16 protein-coding genes and 1 pseudogene are annotated in these 21,748 nt (G+C 54.4%); 13 read left to right on the top strand and 4 right to left on the bottom strand.

Annotation, left to right across the window (positions count from 1 at the left end; translation table 11 throughout):
- The first annotated feature begins 10 nt into the window (after window positions 1–10).
- From AABA21_RS26695 to AABA21_RS26670, 6 genes are all read left to right on the top strand, one after another.
- Window positions 11–2,425, top strand: coding sequence for an FtsK/SpoIIIE domain-containing protein (locus AABA21_RS26695; RefSeq protein ID WP_338254910.1), 2,415 nt, complete (start codon window positions 11–13; stop codon window positions 2,423–2,425).
- Window positions 2,426–2,431: 6 nt separating this feature from the next.
- A complete protein-coding gene (locus AABA21_RS26690) occupies window positions 2,432–3,550 on the top strand; it encodes an FtsK/SpoIIIE domain-containing protein (protein WP_338254909.1) in 1,119 nt (372 codons plus the stop codon).
- A gap of 342 nt (window positions 3,551–3,892) precedes the next feature.
- Window positions 3,893–4,651, top strand: a complete 759-nt coding sequence (locus tag AABA21_RS26685; RefSeq protein ID WP_338254908.1) for a 2-phosphosulfolactate phosphatase — start codon at window positions 3,893–3,895, stop codon at window positions 4,649–4,651.
- A gap of 250 nt (window positions 4,652–4,901) precedes the next feature.
- A complete protein-coding gene (locus AABA21_RS26680) occupies window positions 4,902–5,708 on the top strand; it encodes a hypothetical protein (RefSeq protein WP_338254907.1) in 807 nt (268 codons plus the stop codon).
- Window positions 5,709–6,024: 316 nt separating this feature from the next.
- Complete coding sequence (locus AABA21_RS26675; RefSeq protein ID WP_338254906.1) at window positions 6,025–6,768, top strand: hypothetical protein; 744 nt, start codon at window positions 6,025–6,027, stop codon at window positions 6,766–6,768.
- Between the two features lie 66 nt (window positions 6,769–6,834).
- Complete coding sequence (locus AABA21_RS26670; protein WP_338254905.1) at window positions 6,835–7,377, top strand: hypothetical protein; 543 nt, start codon at window positions 6,835–6,837, stop codon at window positions 7,375–7,377.
- Between the two features lie 110 nt (window positions 7,378–7,487).
- Here AABA21_RS26670 and AABA21_RS26665 read toward each other — a convergent pair whose 3' ends face one another.
- From AABA21_RS26665 to AABA21_RS26650, 4 genes are all read right to left on the bottom strand, one after another.
- A complete protein-coding gene (locus AABA21_RS26665) occupies window positions 7,488–8,468 on the bottom strand; it encodes an NAD(P)H-quinone oxidoreductase (protein ID WP_338254904.1) in 981 nt (326 codons plus the stop codon).
- Between the two features lie 201 nt (window positions 8,469–8,669).
- Window positions 8,670–9,194: a YceI family protein gene (locus AABA21_RS26660; RefSeq protein WP_338254903.1), complete on the bottom strand. Its 525-nt coding sequence runs from the start codon at window positions 9,192–9,194 to the stop codon at window positions 8,670–8,672.
- Between the two features lie 384 nt (window positions 9,195–9,578).
- Window positions 9,579–9,764 carry a 30S ribosomal protein S21 gene (rpsU, locus tag AABA21_RS26655; protein ID WP_126596413.1) on the bottom strand — a complete coding sequence of 62 codons (186 nt, stop codon included), beginning with the start codon at window positions 9,762–9,764 and terminating at the stop codon, window positions 9,579–9,581.
- A 5-nt stretch (window positions 9,765–9,769) separates the two neighbouring features.
- On the bottom strand, window positions 9,770–10,120 hold the full coding sequence (locus tag AABA21_RS26650) for a zinc-ribbon domain containing protein (RefSeq protein WP_338254899.1): 351 nt from the start codon (window positions 10,118–10,120) through the stop codon (window positions 9,770–9,772).
- Window positions 10,121–10,413: 293 nt separating this feature from the next.
- Between AABA21_RS26650 and AABA21_RS26645 the strand changes: the two genes are divergently transcribed.
- The 7 genes and pseudogenes from AABA21_RS26645 to AABA21_RS26620 all read left to right on the top strand — a co-directional run bounded on the left by AABA21_RS26645 (window position 10,414) and on the right by AABA21_RS26620 (window position 21,620).
- Entirely contained in the window at window positions 10,414–11,841 is a 1,428-nt protein-coding gene (locus AABA21_RS26645) for a UDP-N-acetylmuramoyl-tripeptide--D-alanyl-D-alanine ligase (RefSeq protein ID WP_338254896.1), read from the top strand.
- Window positions 11,842–11,869: 28 nt separating this feature from the next.
- A complete protein-coding gene (locus AABA21_RS26640; protein WP_338254894.1) occupies window positions 11,870–12,997 on the top strand; it encodes a D-alanine--D-alanine ligase in 1,128 nt (375 codons plus the stop codon).
- A gap of 28 nt (window positions 12,998–13,025) precedes the next feature.
- Window positions 13,026–14,099, top strand: a complete 1,074-nt coding sequence (locus tag AABA21_RS26635; RefSeq protein WP_338254893.1) for a dipeptide epimerase — start codon at window positions 13,026–13,028, stop codon at window positions 14,097–14,099.
- A gap of 242 nt (window positions 14,100–14,341) precedes the next feature.
- Window positions 14,342–15,184, top strand: coding sequence for a sulfurtransferase (locus tag AABA21_RS26630; RefSeq protein WP_338254892.1), 843 nt, complete (start codon window positions 14,342–14,344; stop codon window positions 15,182–15,184).
- A gap of 649 nt (window positions 15,185–15,833) precedes the next feature.
- A pseudogene (locus AABA21_RS39505) lies at window positions 15,834–15,899 on the top strand (zinc-ribbon domain-containing protein); the annotation flags it as partial.
- 27 nt (window positions 15,900–15,926) lie between these two features.
- On the top strand, window positions 15,927–18,677 hold the full coding sequence (locus AABA21_RS26625) for a protein kinase domain-containing protein (RefSeq protein ID WP_338254890.1): 2,751 nt from the start codon (window positions 15,927–15,929) through the stop codon (window positions 18,675–18,677).
- A gap of 81 nt (window positions 18,678–18,758) precedes the next feature.
- Window positions 18,759–21,620, top strand: coding sequence for a protein kinase domain-containing protein (locus AABA21_RS26620; protein ID WP_338254889.1), 2,862 nt, complete (start codon window positions 18,759–18,761; stop codon window positions 21,618–21,620).
- The last annotated feature ends 128 nt before the right edge of the window (window positions 21,621–21,748 follow it).

Raw genomic sequence — 21,748 nt, 5'->3', positions numbered from 1 at the left:
GGGGGTCGCAATGTCTTATCAGCAATCATCATCGGTTATTACACGCAAGGCTCGTGTATGGCCGGAACTTCCAGCAGATACCGTTACGCTACCTACACCTCCGGCGCTACCAGATCTACCACAGTCCTCTATCTATACCACTATTTTTCTTAGCCTGGCTGGTCTGGCCGTCTATGGGTATGTATTTGCCAATCTTAATATAGGTGAAGTCAATTTCTTGATCGTCCCGTTTATCACGATCAGTGGCTCAATGGCTGCTGGCTCTTTGATCGTGTTTCTGGTACAGCTCGTTCGCGCGCTGCGTCACCGTCGCTACCTGGTACAACACTATCACACGCAGCTACAGGAGGTGGAACAGCGGCTAAAGCTGTTGCACTGGCATGAGCGCCAGGCATGGATGGAGCTCGATCCCCCATTGGCCCGCTTCGAATATAAATCCAGCGTCTATAAACATCTCGATGTCAAACCACTGCTCCAATACCCGTACAGCGACCAGAATATGAGCCTGTGGGCACGCCGGCCCGGCGATCCAGACTTTCTGCGGATGCGCATCGGCATTGAGCAGCGGCCCGCGACCTATACGATCCGCGATCAGCGGGGTGAGGATAGCATATCCTTACCAGCACGTCTGAAAAGTGAGGGAAACTACGCGAAATCACTGCTTGAAGCTTATGCTCGTGTGTTCGTGCCCCTCTGCGTTGATCTGCGTCAGCAGAGTCCACTGGCAATTGTTGGGGCCAGCCATAGAATCGTGCTGGCTCGCGAACTGATGCATTCGATCGTGAGCCAGGTTGCCTATCATCATTCGCCTGAAGATGTGCGCATCATCATCCTGGCCCCCTATTCCCAGGAAGTAGCCTGGCAATGGACCAGTATCATTCCGCATACGCTGCTCTATGATGCCAGGCTAGACGGCACCCCCATGCCTGATACTTACCAGGAGCGCGCCTGCGCGATTGGTACAGCGGCGGTCATGGACCAGCTGCCGGTTATCTCACGCGAACTGGGGCGCCGGGCGCTGCTGCTCGACGACGGTCAGCAACAGTCGCAGTGGCCGCACCTGCTCATCGTGGTGGATGCGTTCGATGGGCCTGGCGACCTGGATCAACCTACGCCCACCCTACCGGCGATGGCGATCCCACCTTCACATCCCACCCAGTACCGCAGAACGCGCCTCTCCGATTCTCCACTCAGACGACCAGAAATGGCCCTGGCGCTCAGTCGCGGGCACCAGCTCGGCGTATCGGTGCTCTGCCTGTGTACCAGCCAGTCGCAGATGCCACAGACCAGCCAGCTCTTCATAGATATAAGCGAGGAGCAACCACCCAGTGCCTTACTGCCCGCCAGCGAAGAAAAAGTTGCCAGCAAGAAAAAGCACAAAAAGACCGCTACGGAGGAAGAGGACCAGTTGATGGTCGGCATCCAGGCACGCGTACATAGCTTGCGTGAAAATCCCCAATCCGCCAGGCACTGCCTGCAGCTCGACTCGGCGGGACTGGAAGATCTGCGTTCCTTAGCGCTGCGCCTGCAATCGCTGCGCGCCATGAGCACCAGGCAACTGAAGATGCGCACCCAGGTAGATCTCAGTACGCTGTTTGATCCGCCGCTGGACCTTAACACGTATGATCCGTTTGTACTCTGGAACGATCCTCTCTTCCGCACCCCCAGGCCAATGCTCCGATTTCCCATCGGTTTGAAGGTTGGAGATGAGGTGCAATACCTGGATCTTCACAGGGACGGTCCGCACGGCCTGCTCATCGGGCAGACCGGTTCCGGCAAAAGCGAGCTACTGCAAACGATCGTTCTGTCACTGGCATTTCTCTATAAACCGACCGAGGTCAATTTTCTGCTGATTGACCACCGGGCGGGGCTGGCGTGGAGGCCGTTCGCGCACCTCCCCCATACCACGGGCTTCCTCACCAATGTCTCATCTCCCGCGGCAATTCGGCGCTTTGTGACCATGCTGGGCACCGAAGCGAATAGACGCGAAGCGCTACTAAAGGAGGGGAAAACGCTGCCCAGCCTGGTCATTATTATCGACGAGTTCACCGAGATGATCAGAAGTGAGACCTCGGTGCTGGATGATCTTTTGAACATCATGCAGATGGGACACAAGCTGGAGATGTATGTGTTACTAGCTGCCCAGCGGCCCGAAGAGATGATTATCAGTCGGGTCAGAGAATATGTGCAATATCGCCTCTGCCTGCGTTGCTCTTCACCAGAGGATAGTCGTGAAGTGCTGCGGCGCGCAGACGCGGCCGCTCTGCCCGCCAGCATTCCTGGTCGTGGCTATCTGCTCCACGGCGATAATCAGCTTGACCTCTTCCAGGCGGCCCGCGTGACACTACCATTTATCCAGGATCAAATGGCAAGCGCCCAGGCGCAATTGAATTCGCTGCTCTCACTACCATTCAAAGGAAAATAGAGTATTATGCTATCAACGCCAACAGTCAATAAAACGCCACAGCTCCGCCTGAGCCGCTCACAGACGTTATTTGAAGCGGCCATCGAACGGATCAGCGCCGCCTATCCAAAGGATCTGGCCAGGAAAGAAGGTATCCATTCCTGGCCAGATCCCTTACCCTCACCCACCTTCCAGCGACCAGATCCCCTGCTTTTGTTTACGCCAGCGGAAGATGGTAGCAGACGCCCAGAGGCGGAACCCTCACAACCATACCAGGCTATTATCCCCATGACCAGAAACGAAATGCTGGAGCACCGCAACCGCGAACGCATCAAACCCTCGATGCAGATACCGCTCGGACTGGTCGATAAGCCTGAGGAACAGCAGGTTGATACCTTTCTAGTAGATCTACATGGAACCACCGACGCCCGAAGTGGAGGTCCCTTGCTGATCGCTGGCCCACAGCACAGTGGTAAGGCGACGGCCCTGCAGACCATGCTGCTCTGGCTAACTACCTGCTTCCTACCCGAACGGCTGCGCTGCGCCGTTATTGATCCCCTGGGAGAGCTGGATCAATTTCGTGCTCTGCCACACTTCCGCCATCCCAGCGGCGAGACGCTCTGGACCGATGGCAACTCGGATGAGGACCTGACACGCTTCATCCGAACCATTAGCGCTGATATCCAGCAGCGCCACGACAAATTCCCCAACCAGCGCTGGGAGAGGCATACCCTGGCGCAGCTCTGGTCACAGGGGCTCACCATGCCACAATTTCTATTAATCATCAGCAACTATCAATCTTTTGCCGAGCGAGTATCAGCCTCTACGGCACTGCAGAAGCTCATCCAGACCGTGGTAGAGACGCGCCTGCAGGGCCACTACCTGATACTGACATCCACTGAAACCAGCGCACGCTACATCACGCCTGAAGTGATGGGGGCGTGCGGCACAAAGATCGGGCTTGCCTTGCATGAACGGCAGCGCCACGAACTCTTTGGCCATGCAGCATTTTCTACCGAAGCTATTCCCGGTCGCGGCCTGCTAATGACTACCGACCGCAAAATACACCAGGTGCAGTTGGCCCTGTCCGCACCCGGCCACACGGAAAGCTCACGTGACCAATATTTAAGGCAAGAGATTGCCTGACAATTAATGGGGACGCGTATGCGCCCCCACACAGGCGTCCGCTGCGCGGACGCCTGTGTTTTTTATATAATTGCATGTAATGCTCGGAAGCGCATTACATGCAATTATATAAAATTTGGGCACCTGTGATTCCCACGGGTCAGTTTTGTGCTGGTAGATCGGGGGCGCGTATGCGCCCCCGATCTACCAGCACAAAACTGACCCGTGCGGCCGCGTAGCGGACGCACGGGCGGGGGCGCGCATGTGCCCTTAACATGACGGAAGTCTAACACTCTCTAATGCGGATCGGAAACAATGATACAATGTTGCCAGAAATAGTCATGAGAGAAGGATATAACATAAGTGGAATTATATGTTCATATGAGCCCGGCTGATGCTGTGGCGGCACGGCCCTCTGATGAAGATGTTTTTATTGTCATCGATGTGATCAGGGCAACCACGGCGCTGACCGCTATATTTGATCGAGGGGCGCAATGTGTCTTCGCGGCGGATACGGTGGAGCAGGCCAGAACGGCCGCCCGCTTAAAGCCAGGACGGCTCCTGTGCGGAGAGCGCCACGCGCGCGCTCTTCCCGGCTTTGACTACGGCAATTCGCCGGTCCAGTTTTCGCACAGCGATCTCAAAAACCGAGAGCTTATCCTGACCACCACCAATGGGACGCGGGCCTTTTATGCCTGTCCCGAGCACAGTGTGTGCCTGGCGGGCTGCTTCTACAATGCCCGGGCCGTCACCGCCTATGCGCTGGTCCATGCACGCAGGCAGGAGAGCAATATTCATATCGTTTGTGCCGCCGAGCACGGACGTTTCGCACTGGATGATACGGTCTGCGCCGGCTACCTGGCACAAGAAATCCAAAACCAGCAGCCAGATATCATCACCCATGAAAGCGTCACCGCAGCCCGTGGACTGTATGGGCTGTATTCTCCGCCGGACCTGGCAACCTATTGCCATTCAGCCCGGCAGGTGATTGACAGCGGACTGGGCGCTGACATCGATTTCTGCATGCAGCAAAACGGCAGTGACAGCATTGCCCGCCTCGTTGGCAAAGAGGCAGAGACAGGGCTCTTAATTCTGGAACGCGCCCACCAGATTGCAGGCTGAGATCGGGCAAAGATAAAAAACGAATCCACCCGCATACTCCATCCTTTGGAGGAACGCTCATTTCAACCTCTCATGCTATGCTCTCCCTGAAAAAGCAGACCTATTTGCTCTGTAGATAGCGCAATCGTGCCAGTTGATCACCGCGACACGGATAAACGTCAGCAACAAACATCCGTCATCGGAACTTTCGCGCCTCGGCCCGGGATGGGATGAAAGCGTTTTAAGGTAGACAACTACAGGAGTCCAGTTCATGAGGATACAGGATGAACAAAAGGTGCAGCAATGCGCGCTCGCGAACACAGAGGCTTCTTTAACCCTGGCGACCGCAGGAACGCTATGTATGTACGCGGGTTCAGACAAAATGGGGGCGGGCATTAATCTCTTTGTAGAATCGGTGGTAGCCGCGCAACTGGTACAGGCCTATAATAATCTGATCGGGGAGCCACAGCATGAAGACATGTACAATGTCGCGATGACAGAACCAATCCGGCTGCAGCTCACGCCCACGGAGATAGACTTTGAAATTGTGCTCCAGGATCTATCCAGACACCTGCTCTACCTGCATTCAGCCCTCCGCAATCTACAGCTTTCGTATGCCCGCTATCAGGCGGCCAGGCAAACGTTGGATGCGCTATATCAAAGTCCCCAGAGCTCAATATTCCAGGATGCGCATATTTTTGCGACATTGCAGAAACAGTCTATCTGGCGCCACCTGATGCTGTGCACGCACCTGCACACCGATATACTGATGAGCGCCTCGCGTGTCAACTTATTATGGCATAAATTCAAACAACAGCTCCCCAATCAAAGCGCGTTTTCAAGTCATGAAATACTTGAAATGCTCACCACAGTCTGGCGGGAAAACACGAAAGAGATCGCGGAATTCAAATTGCCAGCCTTCAACATCCATAATCCATCAGTATTGTTTAATCTACTGTCCACACAGACTCAACTGCCACGTCCAACACTCCTGCTAGACGGAGCCTGGCATAAGAGCATGTCACAGCTCGAACAAATTTATCAGCAAACCCTCGAAACATTTTATCAGGATGAGTGATCCTCCTCATTCCTGTATTTCTATACCTCCTCTAAACGCCAGTACCAGCGCATTCTTTCTCCTCCACGCGGAAGCAATACATGCAAATGCAAAAATTTGACAAATAGAATTTAAAATGATATAAAAATGATATATTCTATAGATAGCAACGTCTAGCAATAATAAGTTGGTAAATATTAGTAAAAAGTATATTCAGGTCAATTAGTCCTTTTCAAGGCATTGGGGTGCTCTGCGATGAATGGGTTGGTCATGGGAGGCGTGTGCGTTAAACGCAGGGCAATGGAACAGTGTGGGGAAACAGAAAGGAGACTAAGATATGACCGGCCGCTCATATCGTACCACCCAGTCATCGATGGGATCAGCTACCATTTCAGCCGATAAGCCCGTTATTGTCAGACAGGCTATTCTAAATGATATCGCTCGTAATGCCGTTATTGATGATGAACTATTGACGCCGCTAAGCATGAATATTGAGGTAGATGATAAAGGAACAGTTATTGTCAAAGCCTTTGAACAAGATGGGAAAGATAGCATGGCGACACACTATCAGCGACGAGTGGTACGTGTGCCCCAGGAGAAAGCATATCAGCGCATCGTAGACGCAACCCAACGCAAGCTCGGGCTGCTCGAACGACTCTACGAAGAGAGTCGCCAGGAGGCGCAGAACTGGTTTAACCGTAGCCTGATTACCGCGATCACCGCGGCTATGATTATTGCTCTCTCGATCTTTCTACCCATTCTGCTGTATTCATTGCAGCTCAAAACACAGCTTTTTCCGATTACCAGCTTTATTATCATTATCAATGTGATCAACGCCTGCGTCACGGCCTGGGTCTTTTACCAGACACGGCAGGCGCATGAGCGGGCCGATCTCTACCTCTGCAACCTGAATGAAGTACGTAGTTTTGCCACCATCACACGCTTTATTACCCAGCTTGACATTAATGGCCAGCATAAACATCTGCTGCAAAAGACCCTGGTTTCAACATCCCTAGGCCTCTCCGACCAGCAGATAGATATCGGGTCCGAATATGATCAAAACGAATCATTAGACCAATGAGCAACCAGACGATGGGAAAGGATCTGAACAATGTCCAGGATGGGCTAGGAGGGGTATGGGAGCATAATGGAAAAGAGAAGCACGGCAGGAGCGGCGTCCAGGCGCCCGAGCAAAGAGTCATACCTCCCTGACGAGGGTATGGCTCTTGAGCAAATGTACCTGCAAAGCCGCTTTGAAGCCCAATGCTGGTTCTTTACCAGCCTGATTATCGCTATCATTGGAACGATCTTCATTTTAGGCACTATCTTGCTCTTTCTCCTTTTTACCAATGCCATGTTTGTTAATAATAGCGCCAAATGGGCACTGACTATTGCCAATGTTGTGACCGGTGTCACCCAGCAGTTGATCATCAGCCAGGCCCGCAGCGCCAATAAGCGCGCCGATTATTACGCGAAAGAGTTGCGCCGTGAAGCTAATGAATTGAACGTCTATGAAATTATTCGCGTGATATCGACGTCCCTGCCCGAGGGGAATGAACGCAATAATTTAATTGTGCGCACCATCACAGATGCGTTGATGCACCGACCAGCATACGAGTTGCAAATGCAGTCAGCAGTGAAGAAGCATACCCCATCTCGCCAATCTGCATTTAAGCGGTCAAATGTATAAAATACCACCCTATTTGCGAACCTTTTCGCTATCTATCTCGTACTATCTGCGAACAAGAAGAAAGAATGGTCTCATCAACTCTGTATGGTTTGATGAGACCATTGAGCAGCTCAATCGTCGATCTTGAGCACCAGTTTTCCGAAGTTGCGGTTATCGGCCATGGCATTATGGGCCTTGGCTATCTCATGTAGAGGGAACACTTCTTCAACGATCGGCCTTACCCTGGCGCTGGCCAGCAGCGGTACCACCTGGGTGGCGAAACGGCGTGTGACCGCCAGTTTCTCCTCCAACGTACGGGAGCGCAGGGTGCAGCCGCGAATCTGGATGCGCTTGGCCATCACAGTCCCCAGGTTGACATCTGCGTGCGACCCACCGAGGGTAGCCAGAAAAACCAGCCGTCCCCAGGAGGTCAATGCATCTAAATTCTGCTCCATATACGCCCCACCGACAAAATCGAGCACCACATGCACCCCTTCGCCCCTGGTCAATTGCTTGATCTCAGACGCGAAATTGGGATCGGCCAGGCCTACCTCTAAACCCAGGTTCTTGGCTCGCTCCAGCTTGCTGGCGGTACGCGAGGTACCATATACCGTCGCCCCAACAGCATGAGCCAGCTGGACCGCGGCGGTCCCCACGCCGCTGCCAACGGCGTGTACCAGCAGACGCTCCCCCATTTGCAGACCAGCCTGGGTGAAGAGCGCGTCGTGCGCCGTCATAAACACCTCGGGCACCGCCGCCGCCTGGACGAAATCCAGGTTCTCGGGAATCTCCACCAGCATGCCCTCGTGTACCAACAGATACTCGGCCTGCCCACCACCGCCGACGATACCCATGACGCGCTGCCCCGGCTTCCAGCGCTGCACCAGCGGTCCAATCGCATCCACCTCACCGGCGAACTCCATACCCAGAATATCAGAAGGAGAGCCAGGAGGGGCGGGGTAGAAGCCCGCTCGCTGCGCCAGGTCGGCCCGGTTCAGACCAGCGGCGCGCACGCGCACACGCACCCAATCGCCTACCGGCTCCGGTGTCTCACGATCCTGTATCTCTAATACCTCGGGTCCACCCGGTCGCGTAATCACAACAGCTCTCATCGCTTGTCTACACTCCTTCATTTACTATATAAGCGCTACATCATCAAATCTTGTTCACCTACACTTATTGTATGCGATAGAAAGTATATGACGACTCACTTTCCTCTAAGCAAATAAGCAACTGGCAAACAAAAAAGCAAGTAATCGGTAAAAGTCTACCAATTACTTGCTCTGCTCGTGTATGTAAAAAGGGAAGGTGGATTACGCAGGCTGCTGAGTGGCCTCGAACTCCAGGTTCAATTTCACCTCGTCGCTCACAACGGCGCCACCGGTCTCCAGCAGGGGGCCCCAGGTCAGGCCGAATTCTTTGCGATTGATCTTGGCCTGTGCGGAGAAGCCAGCACGGTTGAGACCATAGGGATCTTTAACAAAGCCGGAATACTCAACCTCGAAGGTAACGGGTTTTGTAACGCCATGGATGGTCAGGTCGCCGGTAACCTTGAAGTCGCCAGAGTCGCCTTCAACTTTGGTGCTCTTAAAACTGATTTTTGGGTATTTCTCAGCATCAAAGAAGTCAGCCGAACGCAGGTGCGCATCGCGGTTGGCATCATGAGTATCAATGCTAGCGGTGTCAGCCTCAGCCTCAACCCAGGAAGCGGCGGGATTGGCGTCATTCAATTCCAACGTGCCACTCACAGCGTTGAACTGTCCGCGAACAGTGCTCACCACCATGTGGCGAACAGCAAAGCCAATATGTGAATGCGATGCATCAATGGTCCAAGCCATAAGAGTAATCCTCCAGATAGCAAACTATTTAAATATTAGTGACTTAACTAATGTTAGCCATAACATACCACACATACTTTCCTTTGTCAAGTCACTAATTTTAAATTAGCAGTTTCTCAGGCGGCGCAACCCGAAATTCGTCATCATAGGGAGCAAAGCGCCCCCGCATGCGCCCCCGCCGGGTGTTATGAGGGGCATGGGGCGCGCCCTGGCGCCCAATACCCCTCATGATGAATGGACCCGATCCCCCACATAGGTTCGGAGCTCGCCTCCGATTGGGAGTAAAATGAGTAACATAAAAGGCACATCCATAGACGTTTTCTATGGATGTGCCTTTTATTGACGTTGTATTACGTTAATTGCCAGGATTCAGCGAACAGAAATTTAGACGCGTGAACGGCGCTGCTTACGACGTGCCGCTTCAGCTTTCCGTTTACGACGGGACTGGGGGCTTTCGTAATATCTGCGACGACGAGCCTCGGCCAGAATGCCAGCATTCTGAACTTTACGGTTGAATCGTTTCAGCGCAAGTTCGAACGATTCACCGGCTTGAATAACAATCTCGCTCATGAATACTACCAGCGCGATCGGCGATCACCACCACGGCTTGAAGAAGTACGGGGCTGATAGCAATCGCTGCAATAAACTGGACGATCTTCGCGGGGCTGGAACGGAACCTGGGCTTCGTTACCACAACTTGCGCAGATCGCGGTATACATCTGGCGGGGTTCGCGGTAGCCGCCATCGTTGCCGCGAGATGAACGGGAGCGATCACCCATGCTGCTCTTGCGCGCAGAACGGCATGATGGACAACGTGATGGGTTGTTTGTGAGCCCACGGCTAGCATAAAATTCCTGCTCGCCAGCGGTAAAGGTGAATTCCTGATTGCAATCTCGGCAAACCAACGTCTGATCTGTGAATGACATAAATGCTTCTCAATTCTTGGGTCTAAATCCCATTATAGCTCTTCTTCTGCAATGCACAACTCTCACGGATCAGCCAGTGAAAGCCCCTATGTACATACAGTGTCCTGGGATTATACCACACATTGCCTTGAAAAGCTATCACTTTTGGCCCTTTTTCCTTATGGGTAGGAAAAAATTCAAATCTGGATGAGCAAAACGAGCCATAATCGAGCGGCGCTTCCAAATGCTTTTTAGAACGAGCCATGATATAATCAGCGCAAAGTACAGTAGAATTTGTAAAGGATAGAAACAGCATGTTCACCCTCAATGACATACTGCAAGGTAATGCTGGTAAAGCTCGCGTGGTAAGCCGCACAACACCCGATCCCCAACTTGTCTTCCGCTCAGCCCATCATGACAATCGCCAGGTTGAACCCGGAGATCTGTTTATTGCCTTGAAAGGTGCCCGGGTCGACGGCCATCGCTTTATCCCGGCAGCCGCCCAGGCGGGCGCAATTGGAGCGCTATGTACTGAGGAGACGCCAGATGTGCCCGCGGACTTTATCCAGATTGTGGTGCCGGACGTGGTTGAAGCTTTGCACGCGACGGCCCGCATGCGCACGCAGCGTCAGCCTGAGACGACCTATATCGGGATCACCGGTAGCAATGGCAAGACCAGCACGAAAGAGGCGATCGCGACTGTGCTGAGCCACCTGGCCCCCACGCTCAAGACGCTGGCCTCCTACAATACAGAGATCGGCTTTCCCCTGACATTGCTGCGTCTGGAGCCACAGCATCGCTATGCGGTCCTGGAGATGGGCGCGCAATGGGTCGGTGAACTGGCGTGGCTCTGTACCATCAATAGACCAGACTGGTCGGTGATTACCAATGTCGGCACTTCACACCTGGAGTTCTTTGGCTCACAGGAGCGCATCGCGCAGGCAAAAAGCGAGCTGGTGCAGGCTTTGACGCCCGAGGGGATCGCGATCCTCAACTACGATGATCCCAGGGTCCGTGCCATGAACCAGAAAACGCAGGCCCGCATCCTTTCCTATGGAACGTCTGAAGACGCTCTTGTGCGCGCCAGCGAGATCGGCGGTGATATGTTGCGCGGCCAGACCTTCACCTTATCCTATCAGGGAGAACAGGGCCGGGTGCAGCTGCACATTCCAGGCGAGCACGGCATAACGATCGCACTGGCCGCCGCGGCCGTCGGACTGGCCGCCGGCATGCCGCTGGCAGAGGTTGCCAGCGCGCTTGAGGAGTTGAAGGCATTTAAGCGTCGTGGCGAGATCAAGGCCGGTCCCAATGGCAGTACGCTGATAGATGATAGCTATAACGCCAACCGCCAGTCTATCCTGGCCATCGCCAAAACCATGCACGAGGCCCACATCGACGCTGGTGGCAAACGCTGGGTCGTGCTGGGTGACATTCTGGAGCTGGGCAGCTATTCACACGACGAGCACTACAACACGGGCACCGAACTGGCCCACCTGGTAGACTACGTGATCGCCATTGGCGACCAGGCACGCTACTTCGTGGAAGGCGCCGTCGCGGCCGGCATGTCGCAGGATCATACATTCTACTTCGCGGCCCACCTGGATAATCCAGCCGAATTGGAAGCCGCCAAGCAGACAGCAGCCAATATTTTAAGAGAGCGCGTCAAGAGCACCGACCTGGTATTGCTCAAGGCATCGTTAGGTCTGGGGATGGACACATTGCTTGCCATGCTGCAGGCCTAGTGTCAGCGCACACGAGAAAGGATAGATAATGAGCAAAAAGAAGATCCGCGTAGGTATTGTTTTTGGTGGTCGCTCCGGGGAACACGAGGTCTCGCTGGCCTCGGCCCAGGCGGTGATGAACAACCTGGATCCCGAGAAATACGAGGTTGTACCCCTCGGCATCACTAAATCCGGCCAATGGCTACTGGGTACCGAGCCAGCCAAACTCATCGCGTCCGGACAATCCGTGGACAGCCAGGCTGAAGAAGCGAACCAGGCCGTTACCAGCGTGACCTTCACCGGCGATCCAACGGTGGGACGTCTCATCCCGATCGAAGGACAGCAAGGGCTGGGCGATGATGGGAAGATCGATGTCATCTTTCCGGTCCTTCACGGCACCTATGGTGAAGATGGTACCCTGCAGGGTCTATTGGAGATGGCCAATGTCCCCTATGTTGGCTGCGGCGTCCTTGGCGCGGCGGTGGGCATGGACAAAGAGAAGATGAAGATGATCTTTGAGAGCGCCCACCTCCCCAATGTCAAATACCTGGTCTTCCGCCGCAACCAGTGGGAGCGCTCACCCGAAGCTATTTTGGATCAGATTGAAGAGCAGCTAGGCTATCCGAACTTTGTGAAACCGGTCAACCTGGGCTCCAGCGTCGGCATCAACAAGGCGCATGATCGCGAGGAGCTGGCGCACGCCATGCGCGTGGCCGCCGAATACGACCGCAAGATCATCATCGAGCAGAACATCAACTGCCGTGAATTTGAATGCGCCGTTCTGGGCAACGATGAGCCACTGGCCTCAGTCATCGGCGAAGTCATCGCCAGCAACGAGTTCTACGACTACAACGCCAAGTACATCGATAATAAATCTCGAGTCGTCATCCCGGCCGACATTCCACAGCAGACCGCCGAGGAGATGCGCCGCTATGCCACCGAAGCTTTCCTGGCGCTGGATCTCAGCGGGCTCTCACGCGTAGACTTTTTCATCGATAAGGACAGTGGCAAAGTCTACATCAATGAGGTCAACACGCTTCCAGGCTTCACCGAGATCAGTATGTATCCCAAGCTCTGGGCCGCCAGTGGCGTTCCCTATGCGGAACTGCTGGATCGACTGATCGAACTGGCGCTGGAGCGCTACCAGGATCGTCAAAGAAACCGTACCAGCCTCTAAGCCTGAACTTGCAAAGGAGCGAGCGAGTATGACCCGCACCACTATCCGTTCAATGACAGTGGAGCCGTTGAATGTGCCGTTACATGAGCCGTTCGCCATCGCGACCGGCAGTGTAACACAGGCACGAAATGTGCTGATCACACTCACATTGCAGGATGGGAGCATCGGCTATGGCGAGTGTGCTCCCTTCCCGCCCAGTACCGGCGAATCACAGGAAACCGCCCTGGCGGCGGCCCGCAACTGTATCGATCTCCTGGTTGGACAGGATGCAGCCCACTGGCGCAGGCTCTCAAAACTTGTGCACAGTCTTTATTTCGCGCAGAAGACCGTTTGCGCCGGGATCGAGATGGCGCTACTGGATGCCCTGACACGCTGCTACGGTATGCCACTCTACGCATTCTTTGGAGGCGCCAGCACGCGTGTCGAGACCGACATGAGCATTCCCCTGGTTACCCCCGAGCGGGGCTACCAGCTGGCGGAGAAAACGGTCAAACTGGGTATCTCTACGATCAAGGTAAAGGTGGGAGGTGATCTACGCGAGGATGTCAATCGCGTCGAGGCGGTACGCAGCGGCGCCCCTCACGTGGGCGTCATCCTGGATGCCAATCAAGGGTACACGCCCAACGAGGCCTTGCTCTGCCTGGAGGCCCTGGAAGATCGCGACATCCGTCCTATCTTACTGGAGCAACCGGTCCATAAGGACGACCTGGCCGGACTGCGCTATGTCATGCAGCACACCAGCGTACCGATCGCCGCCGATGAAAGCGCGGGCAGCCTGGCCGAGGTCTCAAACATCATCGCCACCGGGTCCGCCAACGTCATCAACATCAAGCTGATGAAGACCGGCATCGTCGAGGCCATGGATATTGTGGCCCTCTGCCGGGCCGCGCATATGCAATTGATGATCGGCGCCATGATCGAGACGCGCCTCGCCATCAGCATGGCCGCCCACTTTGCCGCCGGCCTGGGAAATTTCCGCTTCATCGACCTGGATACCCCCATGCTGCTGACCGACGATCCCTTCAACGGTGGCTACGAGCAACAGAGGGGTATCTACGACCTCTCGCAGATCGAAAAAGGTCTGGACATCACCCCACGCTAACCCTGACATTATTTTTTACTTGAGCCGTTACAGAAAATTGTCGGCAATGCCGGCAATTTTCTGTAACGGCTCAAGTAAATTCATCATGAGCGCGAAACGAGCAAAATTCACATAGAAAAAGCTAAAAGCTGTGCGCTTTTCCCTTGACATCACCCATAATCAGCTTCTATACTACAGTAGAAGTTTTGAATGTTGATCTACTAAATCAACAATAGAAGGCAACATACAAGGAGGCCAGACACATGTCTGAGTATGCACATCCAGAAGCTCTCATCGATACAAATTGGGTTGCAGATCACCTGAACGATCCTAATGTACGCTTGATCGAAGCGGACGAGGACGTATTATTATATGAAGTTGGCCACATTCCAGGCGCAGTCAAATTGGACTGGCATGTCGACGTACAGGATCCGCTGAGCCGCGATTTTATTGACCAGGAAGGGCTGGAGAAGCTCTTTGGTAACTGGGGCATCACCAACGACACCACCATTGTACTCTATGGTGATCGTAACAACTGGTATGCGGCTTACTCATACTGGCTATTTACGCAATATGGCCACAAAAACCTGAAGCTGCTCAATGGTGGTCGCACGAAATGGGAGGCCGAGGGCCGTCCTTACACCAAAGAGGTGCCCCACTACGATCACACAACCTACCATGCGCAGCCAGCCGACGAGACCATCCGTGCCTTCCGTGACCAGGTGCTGGCTGAACTCAAGAATCCCAACCTGCGCTTGATCGATGTGCGCTCTCCTCAGGAGTATAGTGGCGAACTGCTGCACATGGTGAACTATCCTCAGGAAGGTGCGCAGCGCGCCGGCCACATTCCAGGCGCCAAGAATATCCCCTGGGCCGTTACGGCGAACGCCGATGGCACCTTCAAATCAACGGAGGAGCTGCGCGACATCTATGGCGGCAAAGACGTCTCACCCGACAATCAGGTCATCTCTTACTGCCGCATCGGTGAGCGCTCCGCCCACACATGGTTTGTTCTGACCCAGCTGCTGGGCTTCCAGAACGTTCGCAACTACGACGGTTCCTGGACCGAGTGGGGCAGCCTGGTTCGCTCACCAATCGAGCGCTAAGCAGCCAAAGCCTTGCTTCGCAACCTCAACATACTTTAGACCCTGCACAGACCTTGTTCTGGCAGGGTCTTTTTTTTGTGCTGCCCTTCATTTTAACTTTTCACATAAGATTGCGTATGTAATAAGAGAATGTAGATTTTAATATAAAACATGCTCGACTTATAGCGAGAAAATAAGTATAATTTTTCTGCCCATTTGGCGAAATCAGTATTTTTTATCATTCCGAAATAGATGCTCTTTGGCGTCTTTTATTTATAAGAGAGTGTCTGACGCGCAAGTTCATCACCTGCGGCATGCCCTGGACTTTCGCACCTGCGGTGCTCACAGGTCATGGTTAAGTTGGTGCATAGGGTGCGCGGATGCGCACCCTATGCACCAACTTAAGGGGTGCAGGGACTTGAGCATGCTGGGAGTATGCTCGCCCGCATCCCGGTAGGAGGGCTAGCCGCCCTCCTGCACCTCCCGCCTTGAGAGCGTAGAAAGCAGCCTCTCTGCTTAAGTTGGTGCGTGGGGGCGCGGATGCGCCCCCACGCACCAACAAAAAATGAGGGCGGCCGCGCACGCGGACGCCTGTGCGGGGGCGCTCACGTCCCACTGTAAGACGAGTGTAAGACCATTCATAGTTATGTCTTAAAAGGCAGGCAGAAAGATGATTTGTCCTTACTGCGGTACGGAACTGCGAGATAATGTTCGCTTTTGCGGAAATTGTGGGAACAGGGTAAATGCTTCCCCGGACGCCTCTGTGCCTTCAAATAGCAACAGTGCTGTATCAAGCTCCCTCACTCCGGGCGCACGCTTGCAGGGTGGGCGTTACGCTATCAAGAAGATCCTGGGTCAGGGCGGCATGGGAGCTGCCCTGCTGGCTACCGATATTCGTCTTGATGGCAAATCAGTGGTCATCAAAGAGTTGATCTCAGATAATGTAGATCAGAACCACCGTTTAGAGGATGTGCGCAATTTCAAGCGCGAGGTTGCCACGCTGGCCCACATCGATCATCCACTGGTACCTAACGTGACGGACCACTTCCAGGAGGGTACGCGCTACTTTATGGTCCAGGAATATGTGGATGGCGAAAATCTAGAGGAGCGCATGAATCGCGCCAACCAGCCAATGAATGAGCGTGAAGCGTTGATCTGTGCTTCCGAAATGCTCGATGTGCTCGACTATCTCTCGCAGCAGATGCCGCCCATCGTGCATCGCGATATCAAGCCCGCCAATATCATTATTGGTACCCGCGATCGGCGCGCACACCTGGTGGACTTCGGCATCGCCCGCGCCGACGAGGCGCGCAACGCCCAGCGTAAACAGACCTCCGCGCTGGGCACACCTGGCTATGCCCCACCCGAGCAGTATCAGGGCAACGCTGATCCACGCTCGGATCTCTACGCATTGGCCGCCACCCTGCATCATGTGCTGACCAATCGCGACCCACGCAATTATCCGCCCTTTTATTATCCACCGGCACGCTCATTGAATCCGCAGCTCTCGCCGGACATCGAGAGGGTCCTGACCAAAGCATTAAATAACGATATCAATCAGCGCTATCAGAGCGCCACAGCGATGAAAAACGAGATCGACACGATTCTGCGTCAGCGCTTCGGGATCTCGGGCAGCATCGATAGCTATACGCTGGGGACCTCGGGTCCGATGCGCGCGATTAGCAGCGCGCAAACCCAGATCTCCAGCTCTACACCAGATGCGACACTGCCATCTACCCCATCAGGCGTATCGCAGCCCGGGATAGGCAATAGCGCCACTCCACCTACGCTGATGCCGCCGCCTCCACCTACGCATACAGCCGCAGGACAGGGCAACGCGGGCGCATCATTCACACCGGTTCAGCCATTGCCGGCGTTTTCCAATCAACAGATATCGCAACCCGGCTTCTCCAACCAGCAGATATCGCAACCCGGCTTCTCCAATCAACAGATATCGCAGCCCGGCTTCCCCTATCAGCCACAGCAAGCGCAGCCTCGAAAAAAGAGGCGCGGTGGACTGATCGCGCTGATCGTGGTACTGCTGCTGGTGCTCATCGCTGGTGGCATCTTTGGCGGCTACTCATTGCTAACGGCGAGTAAGGGCAGCGCGCCCATCAGCGTAACGATGATCAAGGGAGAGCCGATCGGGATCAGTGATGGAACGGCGGCCATCGATACCACGCTGGAGGACGGCTCGCTCAAGACACAGGCGGCTCAACAGCTTAAGCAGGATAAAAACAATGTCAACGCGGCCATCTCGCTCTTAAATGAAGCGACAAGCAAGAACTCCAACGACGCGGAAGCCCTCATTTATAAAGAGGACATCCATGTCATACAATCGGGTAATCCCTATGTGACGATAGTTATCGCCACCATGCTCAGCGGCGACCAGGTCCAGGTGGGACGCGACGATCTGCAGGGAGCCTACATCGCGCAGAAAGAATACAACGATGGAGCCAAACTACGCAACGGAACACTGGTACGCCTGCTGATCGCCAATACCGGCAGCCAGACCTCCACAGTCGCGACCGTCGCGCAGCAGATCGTCAAACTGCAGCAATCTGATTCCACCTTTGTAGGAGTAATGGGCTGGCCATACAGCGGACGCACGCAGGCCGCTATCCAGATCTTGAGCCAGAATCATATTCCCATGATCTCACAAACTTCATCCAGCGACGCGCTCAGCAATGCATCGCCCTACTTTTTCCGCGTCGTACCGCCCAACAAACAGCAGGGCACCCAGGCCGCCATCTATGCCGAGACAGTTTTGCACGCGAAGACCGTCACCCTCTTCTACGATCCACAGGATACGTACAGCCAGAGCCTGGCGCAGGATTTCATGCAACGGTATCAAGGGGCGGACAAAAACAAGGTCATTACCGAAAACTATACCATTGGCAAAGCTGACACCATCGCCAGCGCCATGCGGGATAGTAGCAACAAAGCGACGGACCTGATCTACTTTTCCGGCTACGCGACCGATGTTAGCACGTTGCTGAGCGATCTACCGTCGGGCAGTCTGCCAGTCATGGGAGGTGACGCGCTCTATGAACTGGGAGGCTACCAGAGTAGCGCGCGCGCCAATTTCAACCGCTTGCGCTTTACATCTTTTGCTTATCCAGATGAGTGGGATGTACTGAAATACAGCAGCCAGAAGCCTGCCTTCTTCAACGAATACTCGTCGGCGTTCAATCCCGATGGACAACACCCTGGTGGCTCATATGGCTTTACGCGCGCGGATAATGATGCTATTCTCTCCTATGATGCAACTGTTACAGTGTTAAGTGCGTACAATATTGCATTGAACACAGGAAAGCAGAATCCTACCCCTGAGGATTTACGCCTGGCATTGCTCAAGCTCAATGGCGCTAATGCTATTCAAGGGGTAAGTGGGCAGATCAGCATTGGAGCGAATGGAGATCCAGTTGATAAAGCAATTCTCGTCCTCTATGTAGACCAGAACGGGCGTATCCACATGGAGCCCGCCTATCTGGGCCGATTTTTGAAATCGTGAGCGGAATTGCGCTATTACTAATATAATGGTATCTCTAGACAATCGCTCTATAGCGATGAGATTGGAATAATAGGCACAACTATGAAATGTCCTTTTTGCGGTACGAATAATCCGGCCGGTGAAACCTTTTGTGCCAATTGTGGTGGTTATCTGGATACACCAGCCTCAGCCAGCGCTCAGACCGTGGTTAGTCAGCCTGGTGCCAGCTATCCAACGGCCACAGCAACGCAGGCAGCGAGTGGAGGCACAGGCGGCGGAATTCACGGTACCTCAAGTACCCTGACACCCAACGCGAAGCTACAGAACGGCCGCTATATCGTCGAGAAGGTGCTGGGCCAGGGCGGTATGGGCGCCGCCGTGCTGGCAAGGGACTCACGCGTCTCAAATAAACGCGTGGTCATCAAAGAACTTATCTCAGACGAGAATGATCCAACGCAACGACAAGAAGATGTACGTAATTTTGAGCGCGAGGTAGATACGCTCGCCAACCTGGATCATCCACTTATCCCAACTGTGACCGATAGTTTTCAAGAGGGTTCTCGCTACTACATGGTGCAGGAATACGCACCAGGTGAAAATCTAGAAGACTATATGGAGCGGGTCAATAAGCCCATGCCCGAGCAGGAGGCGCTGACTTATATTGCTCAGGTCCTGGATATCCTGGAATATCTGAGTGAGCAGAAGCCACCGATCGTGCACCGGGACATTAAACCGGCCAATATTATTATCAGCAGCCGCGACAAACGGGCCCGGCTGGTGGACTTCGGCATCGCTCGCGCCGATGAGGCGCGCAACGCCCAGCGCAAACAGACCTCCGCGCTGGGCACACCCGGCTACGCGCCACCCGAGCAGTATCAGGGCAATGCCGACGCGCGCTCAGATCTCTACGCGCTGGCGGCCACCCTTCATCACCTGGTCACCAATCGCGATCCACGCAATTATCCTCCGTTCAACTATCCACCAGTGCGAACCCTGAATAAACAGCTCTCGCCAGAGCTTGAGCGCATCCTGGAGAAGGCGCTGACCCTGGATATCAACAAGCGCTATCAAAATGCTCGCCAGATGAAGCAAGAGATCGAGGCCCTTCTACAGCAACGTTTCCACGCGGCCAGTGATACCAGTTCTTACATCCTCAATACTTCAGGTCCTATATCAACGCCCTCGGTCGCGTCCAAACCTGCCGCCAACAGCGCGGGTTCCGCCTATGCTGGCGGATATAGTGGTTCAGGCGCACCCGCCCGCAGCCAGCCGGGACGCTATCAGCCCAGCCAACCGGCCAATAATCCCTACGGTCCTGGCCCAAATCAGGGCCAACGACCCCAGAACCGAGGCGGCTATCAACAGCAGCAGATGGGAACTTTTGCTCCGCAGCAGCAACAGAAGAAAAACGACAATAACTATATCCTATGGAGCTTTCTGCTGCTGATCGTGGTCCTGATCATTATCGGTGCACTTATCTTTGTACTACCAAATATCGGGCATCCAGCGGTACCCCCTGGAGGAGGAGCCCATCCGGTCGGCAATACCGGCCAGACAGCCTCCAAAGGAAATCAGTCCACCGCCAACCTGATCAGTGTCACGACCATCAAAGGCGAATCCATTGGTCTGAGCGACGGTAAATCGATCTTTGATACTTCGCGCAAGAACGCCAGCTACAAAAATCAGGCAGTACAGGCGATGGCAAAGGGCAACACCAGCCAGGCTAACACCTTCTGGAACGACGCCCTCGGTCAGGACTCCAGCGACGCAGAGGCGCATATCTATCAGGAGAATATGCGTATCCTCTCTTCGGGGCAGCCGTATATCACGTTTGTGGTGGGCACCGTCCTCACCGGACCCAACGCGGGCATCGGCTATGACAATCTGCAGGGTGCCTACGTGGCCCAGCACGAGTGGAACCAGCAGAATACATTGGGCAACGTCAAAGTACGCCTGATAATCGCCAATACGGGCAGCGATTCGGGCAATGCCGCAACTGTAGCCCACCAGATTGTGCAGGCAGCCGCCAAAGATCCGACCATCGTTGGCGTCATGGGCTGGTCCTTGAGCTCGCACGCGGAAAACGCCTCCAATATCCTGACCGCCGCCCATATTCCTATGGTTTCGGCGACGGCCTCCAGCGATAGCCTGACCGGGCTTTCGTCCTACTTCTTCCGCGTGGCACCGTCGAATAAAAGCGAGGCTACGGTTGCCGCGGCCTATGCGAAGAGCAAGCTGCAGGCACAACAGGCCGCCATCTTCCTGGATGATGGTGATTCATACAGCCAGAGCCTGGGCAACGACTTCAAGGGCTCCTTTAGCGGGCAGACCCAGATCATTACCTATCACAGGAATGACCCGGCCTCAATCATCGCTGGCGTACAGCAATTGCAGACTGACCCCGGTCTGATCTATTTTGCTGGCTACTCTAATGATGTGGCGACCCTGCTGGGTGAACTGTCCAAACATCCGGCCCTGGCCAAAACCCAGATCCTGGGCGGCGACGCACTCTATGAACTGGCGGGCTATCCGAGTAGCGTGAAGGGGGAACTGCATCGCATGCACTTCACAGCCTTCTCCTATCCAGATGAATGGGATATTCTGAAGCAGGGAAATAAAAAGCCGGCCTTCTTCAAGGATTATTCTGACGACTATAGCAGTTCAAATCCGAGTGGTGTCTACGGTTTCCGACGACCGAGTAATAACGTCATCCTTTCTTACGACGCGATGACGGCCCTGCTCACCAGTTCCAAACAGGCGCTCCACGGAGGCACCGCCCTGAAACCCACAGATTTACAGCAGACCCTGGCCACCGTAAAAAATCTGCAGGGAGTAAGTGGACAGATCTCGTTCGGGCCGGATGGGGATCCGATCAATAAAGCCATCGTCGTCCTGTACTTCGATGACATGGGGCGTATCCATATGGAGGAGAATCTGGGAACGGGCCAGTTCCTGGCACAATAACCAGCTAGCAGATAGAAAGAGGAGCTCTCTTCCGACAGATGGAAGAGAGCTCCTCTTTCTATGTAGGTGCCTTACTCCCATTACCCTGGGGGTACGTGAGCGCCCCTACATGCGCGTCCGCTACGCGG

Source organism: Dictyobacter halimunensis (assembly GCF_036245075.1).
Note: the sequence above shows the minus strand (reverse complement) of the source record. Positions and strands in the feature narration are given on the sequence as shown.

Excerpts from the sequence above, each read along its gene's own strand:
- AABA21_RS26695 (WP_338254910.1), top strand. The coding sequence starts at position 11 with ATGTCTTATCAGCAATCATCATCGGTTATTACACGCAAGGCTCGTGTA.
- AABA21_RS26690 (WP_338254909.1), top strand. The coding sequence starts at position 2,432 with ATGCTATCAACGCCAACAGTCAATAAAACGCCACAGCTCCGCCTGAGC.
- AABA21_RS26680 (WP_338254907.1), top strand. The coding sequence starts at position 4,902 with ATGAGGATACAGGATGAACAAAAGGTGCAGCAATGCGCGCTCGCGAAC.
- AABA21_RS26675 (WP_338254906.1), top strand. The coding sequence starts at position 6,025 with ATGACCGGCCGCTCATATCGTACCACCCAGTCATCGATGGGATCAGCT.
- AABA21_RS26670 (WP_338254905.1), top strand. The coding sequence starts at position 6,835 with ATGGAAAAGAGAAGCACGGCAGGAGCGGCGTCCAGGCGCCCGAGCAAA.
- AABA21_RS26665 (WP_338254904.1), bottom strand. The coding sequence starts at position 8,468 with ATGAGAGCTGTTGTGATTACGCGACCGGGTGGACCCGAGGTATTAGAG.
- AABA21_RS26660 (WP_338254903.1), bottom strand. The coding sequence starts at position 9,194 with ATGGCTTGGACCATTGATGCATCGCATTCACATATTGGCTTTGCTGTT.
- rpsU (WP_126596413.1), bottom strand. The coding sequence starts at position 9,764 with ATGAGCGAGATTGTTATTCAAGCCGGTGAATCGTTCGAACTTGCGCTG.
- AABA21_RS26650 (WP_338254899.1), bottom strand. The coding sequence starts at position 10,120 with ATGTCATTCACAGATCAGACGTTGGTTTGCCGAGATTGCAATCAGGAA.
- AABA21_RS26645 (WP_338254896.1), top strand. The coding sequence starts at position 10,414 with ATGTTCACCCTCAATGACATACTGCAAGGTAATGCTGGTAAAGCTCGC.
- AABA21_RS26640 (WP_338254894.1), top strand. The coding sequence starts at position 11,870 with ATGAGCAAAAAGAAGATCCGCGTAGGTATTGTTTTTGGTGGTCGCTCC.
- AABA21_RS26635 (WP_338254893.1), top strand. The coding sequence starts at position 13,026 with ATGACCCGCACCACTATCCGTTCAATGACAGTGGAGCCGTTGAATGTG.
- AABA21_RS26630 (WP_338254892.1), top strand. The coding sequence starts at position 14,342 with ATGTCTGAGTATGCACATCCAGAAGCTCTCATCGATACAAATTGGGTT.
- AABA21_RS26620 (WP_338254889.1), top strand. The coding sequence starts at position 18,759 with ATGAAATGTCCTTTTTGCGGTACGAATAATCCGGCCGGTGAAACCTTT.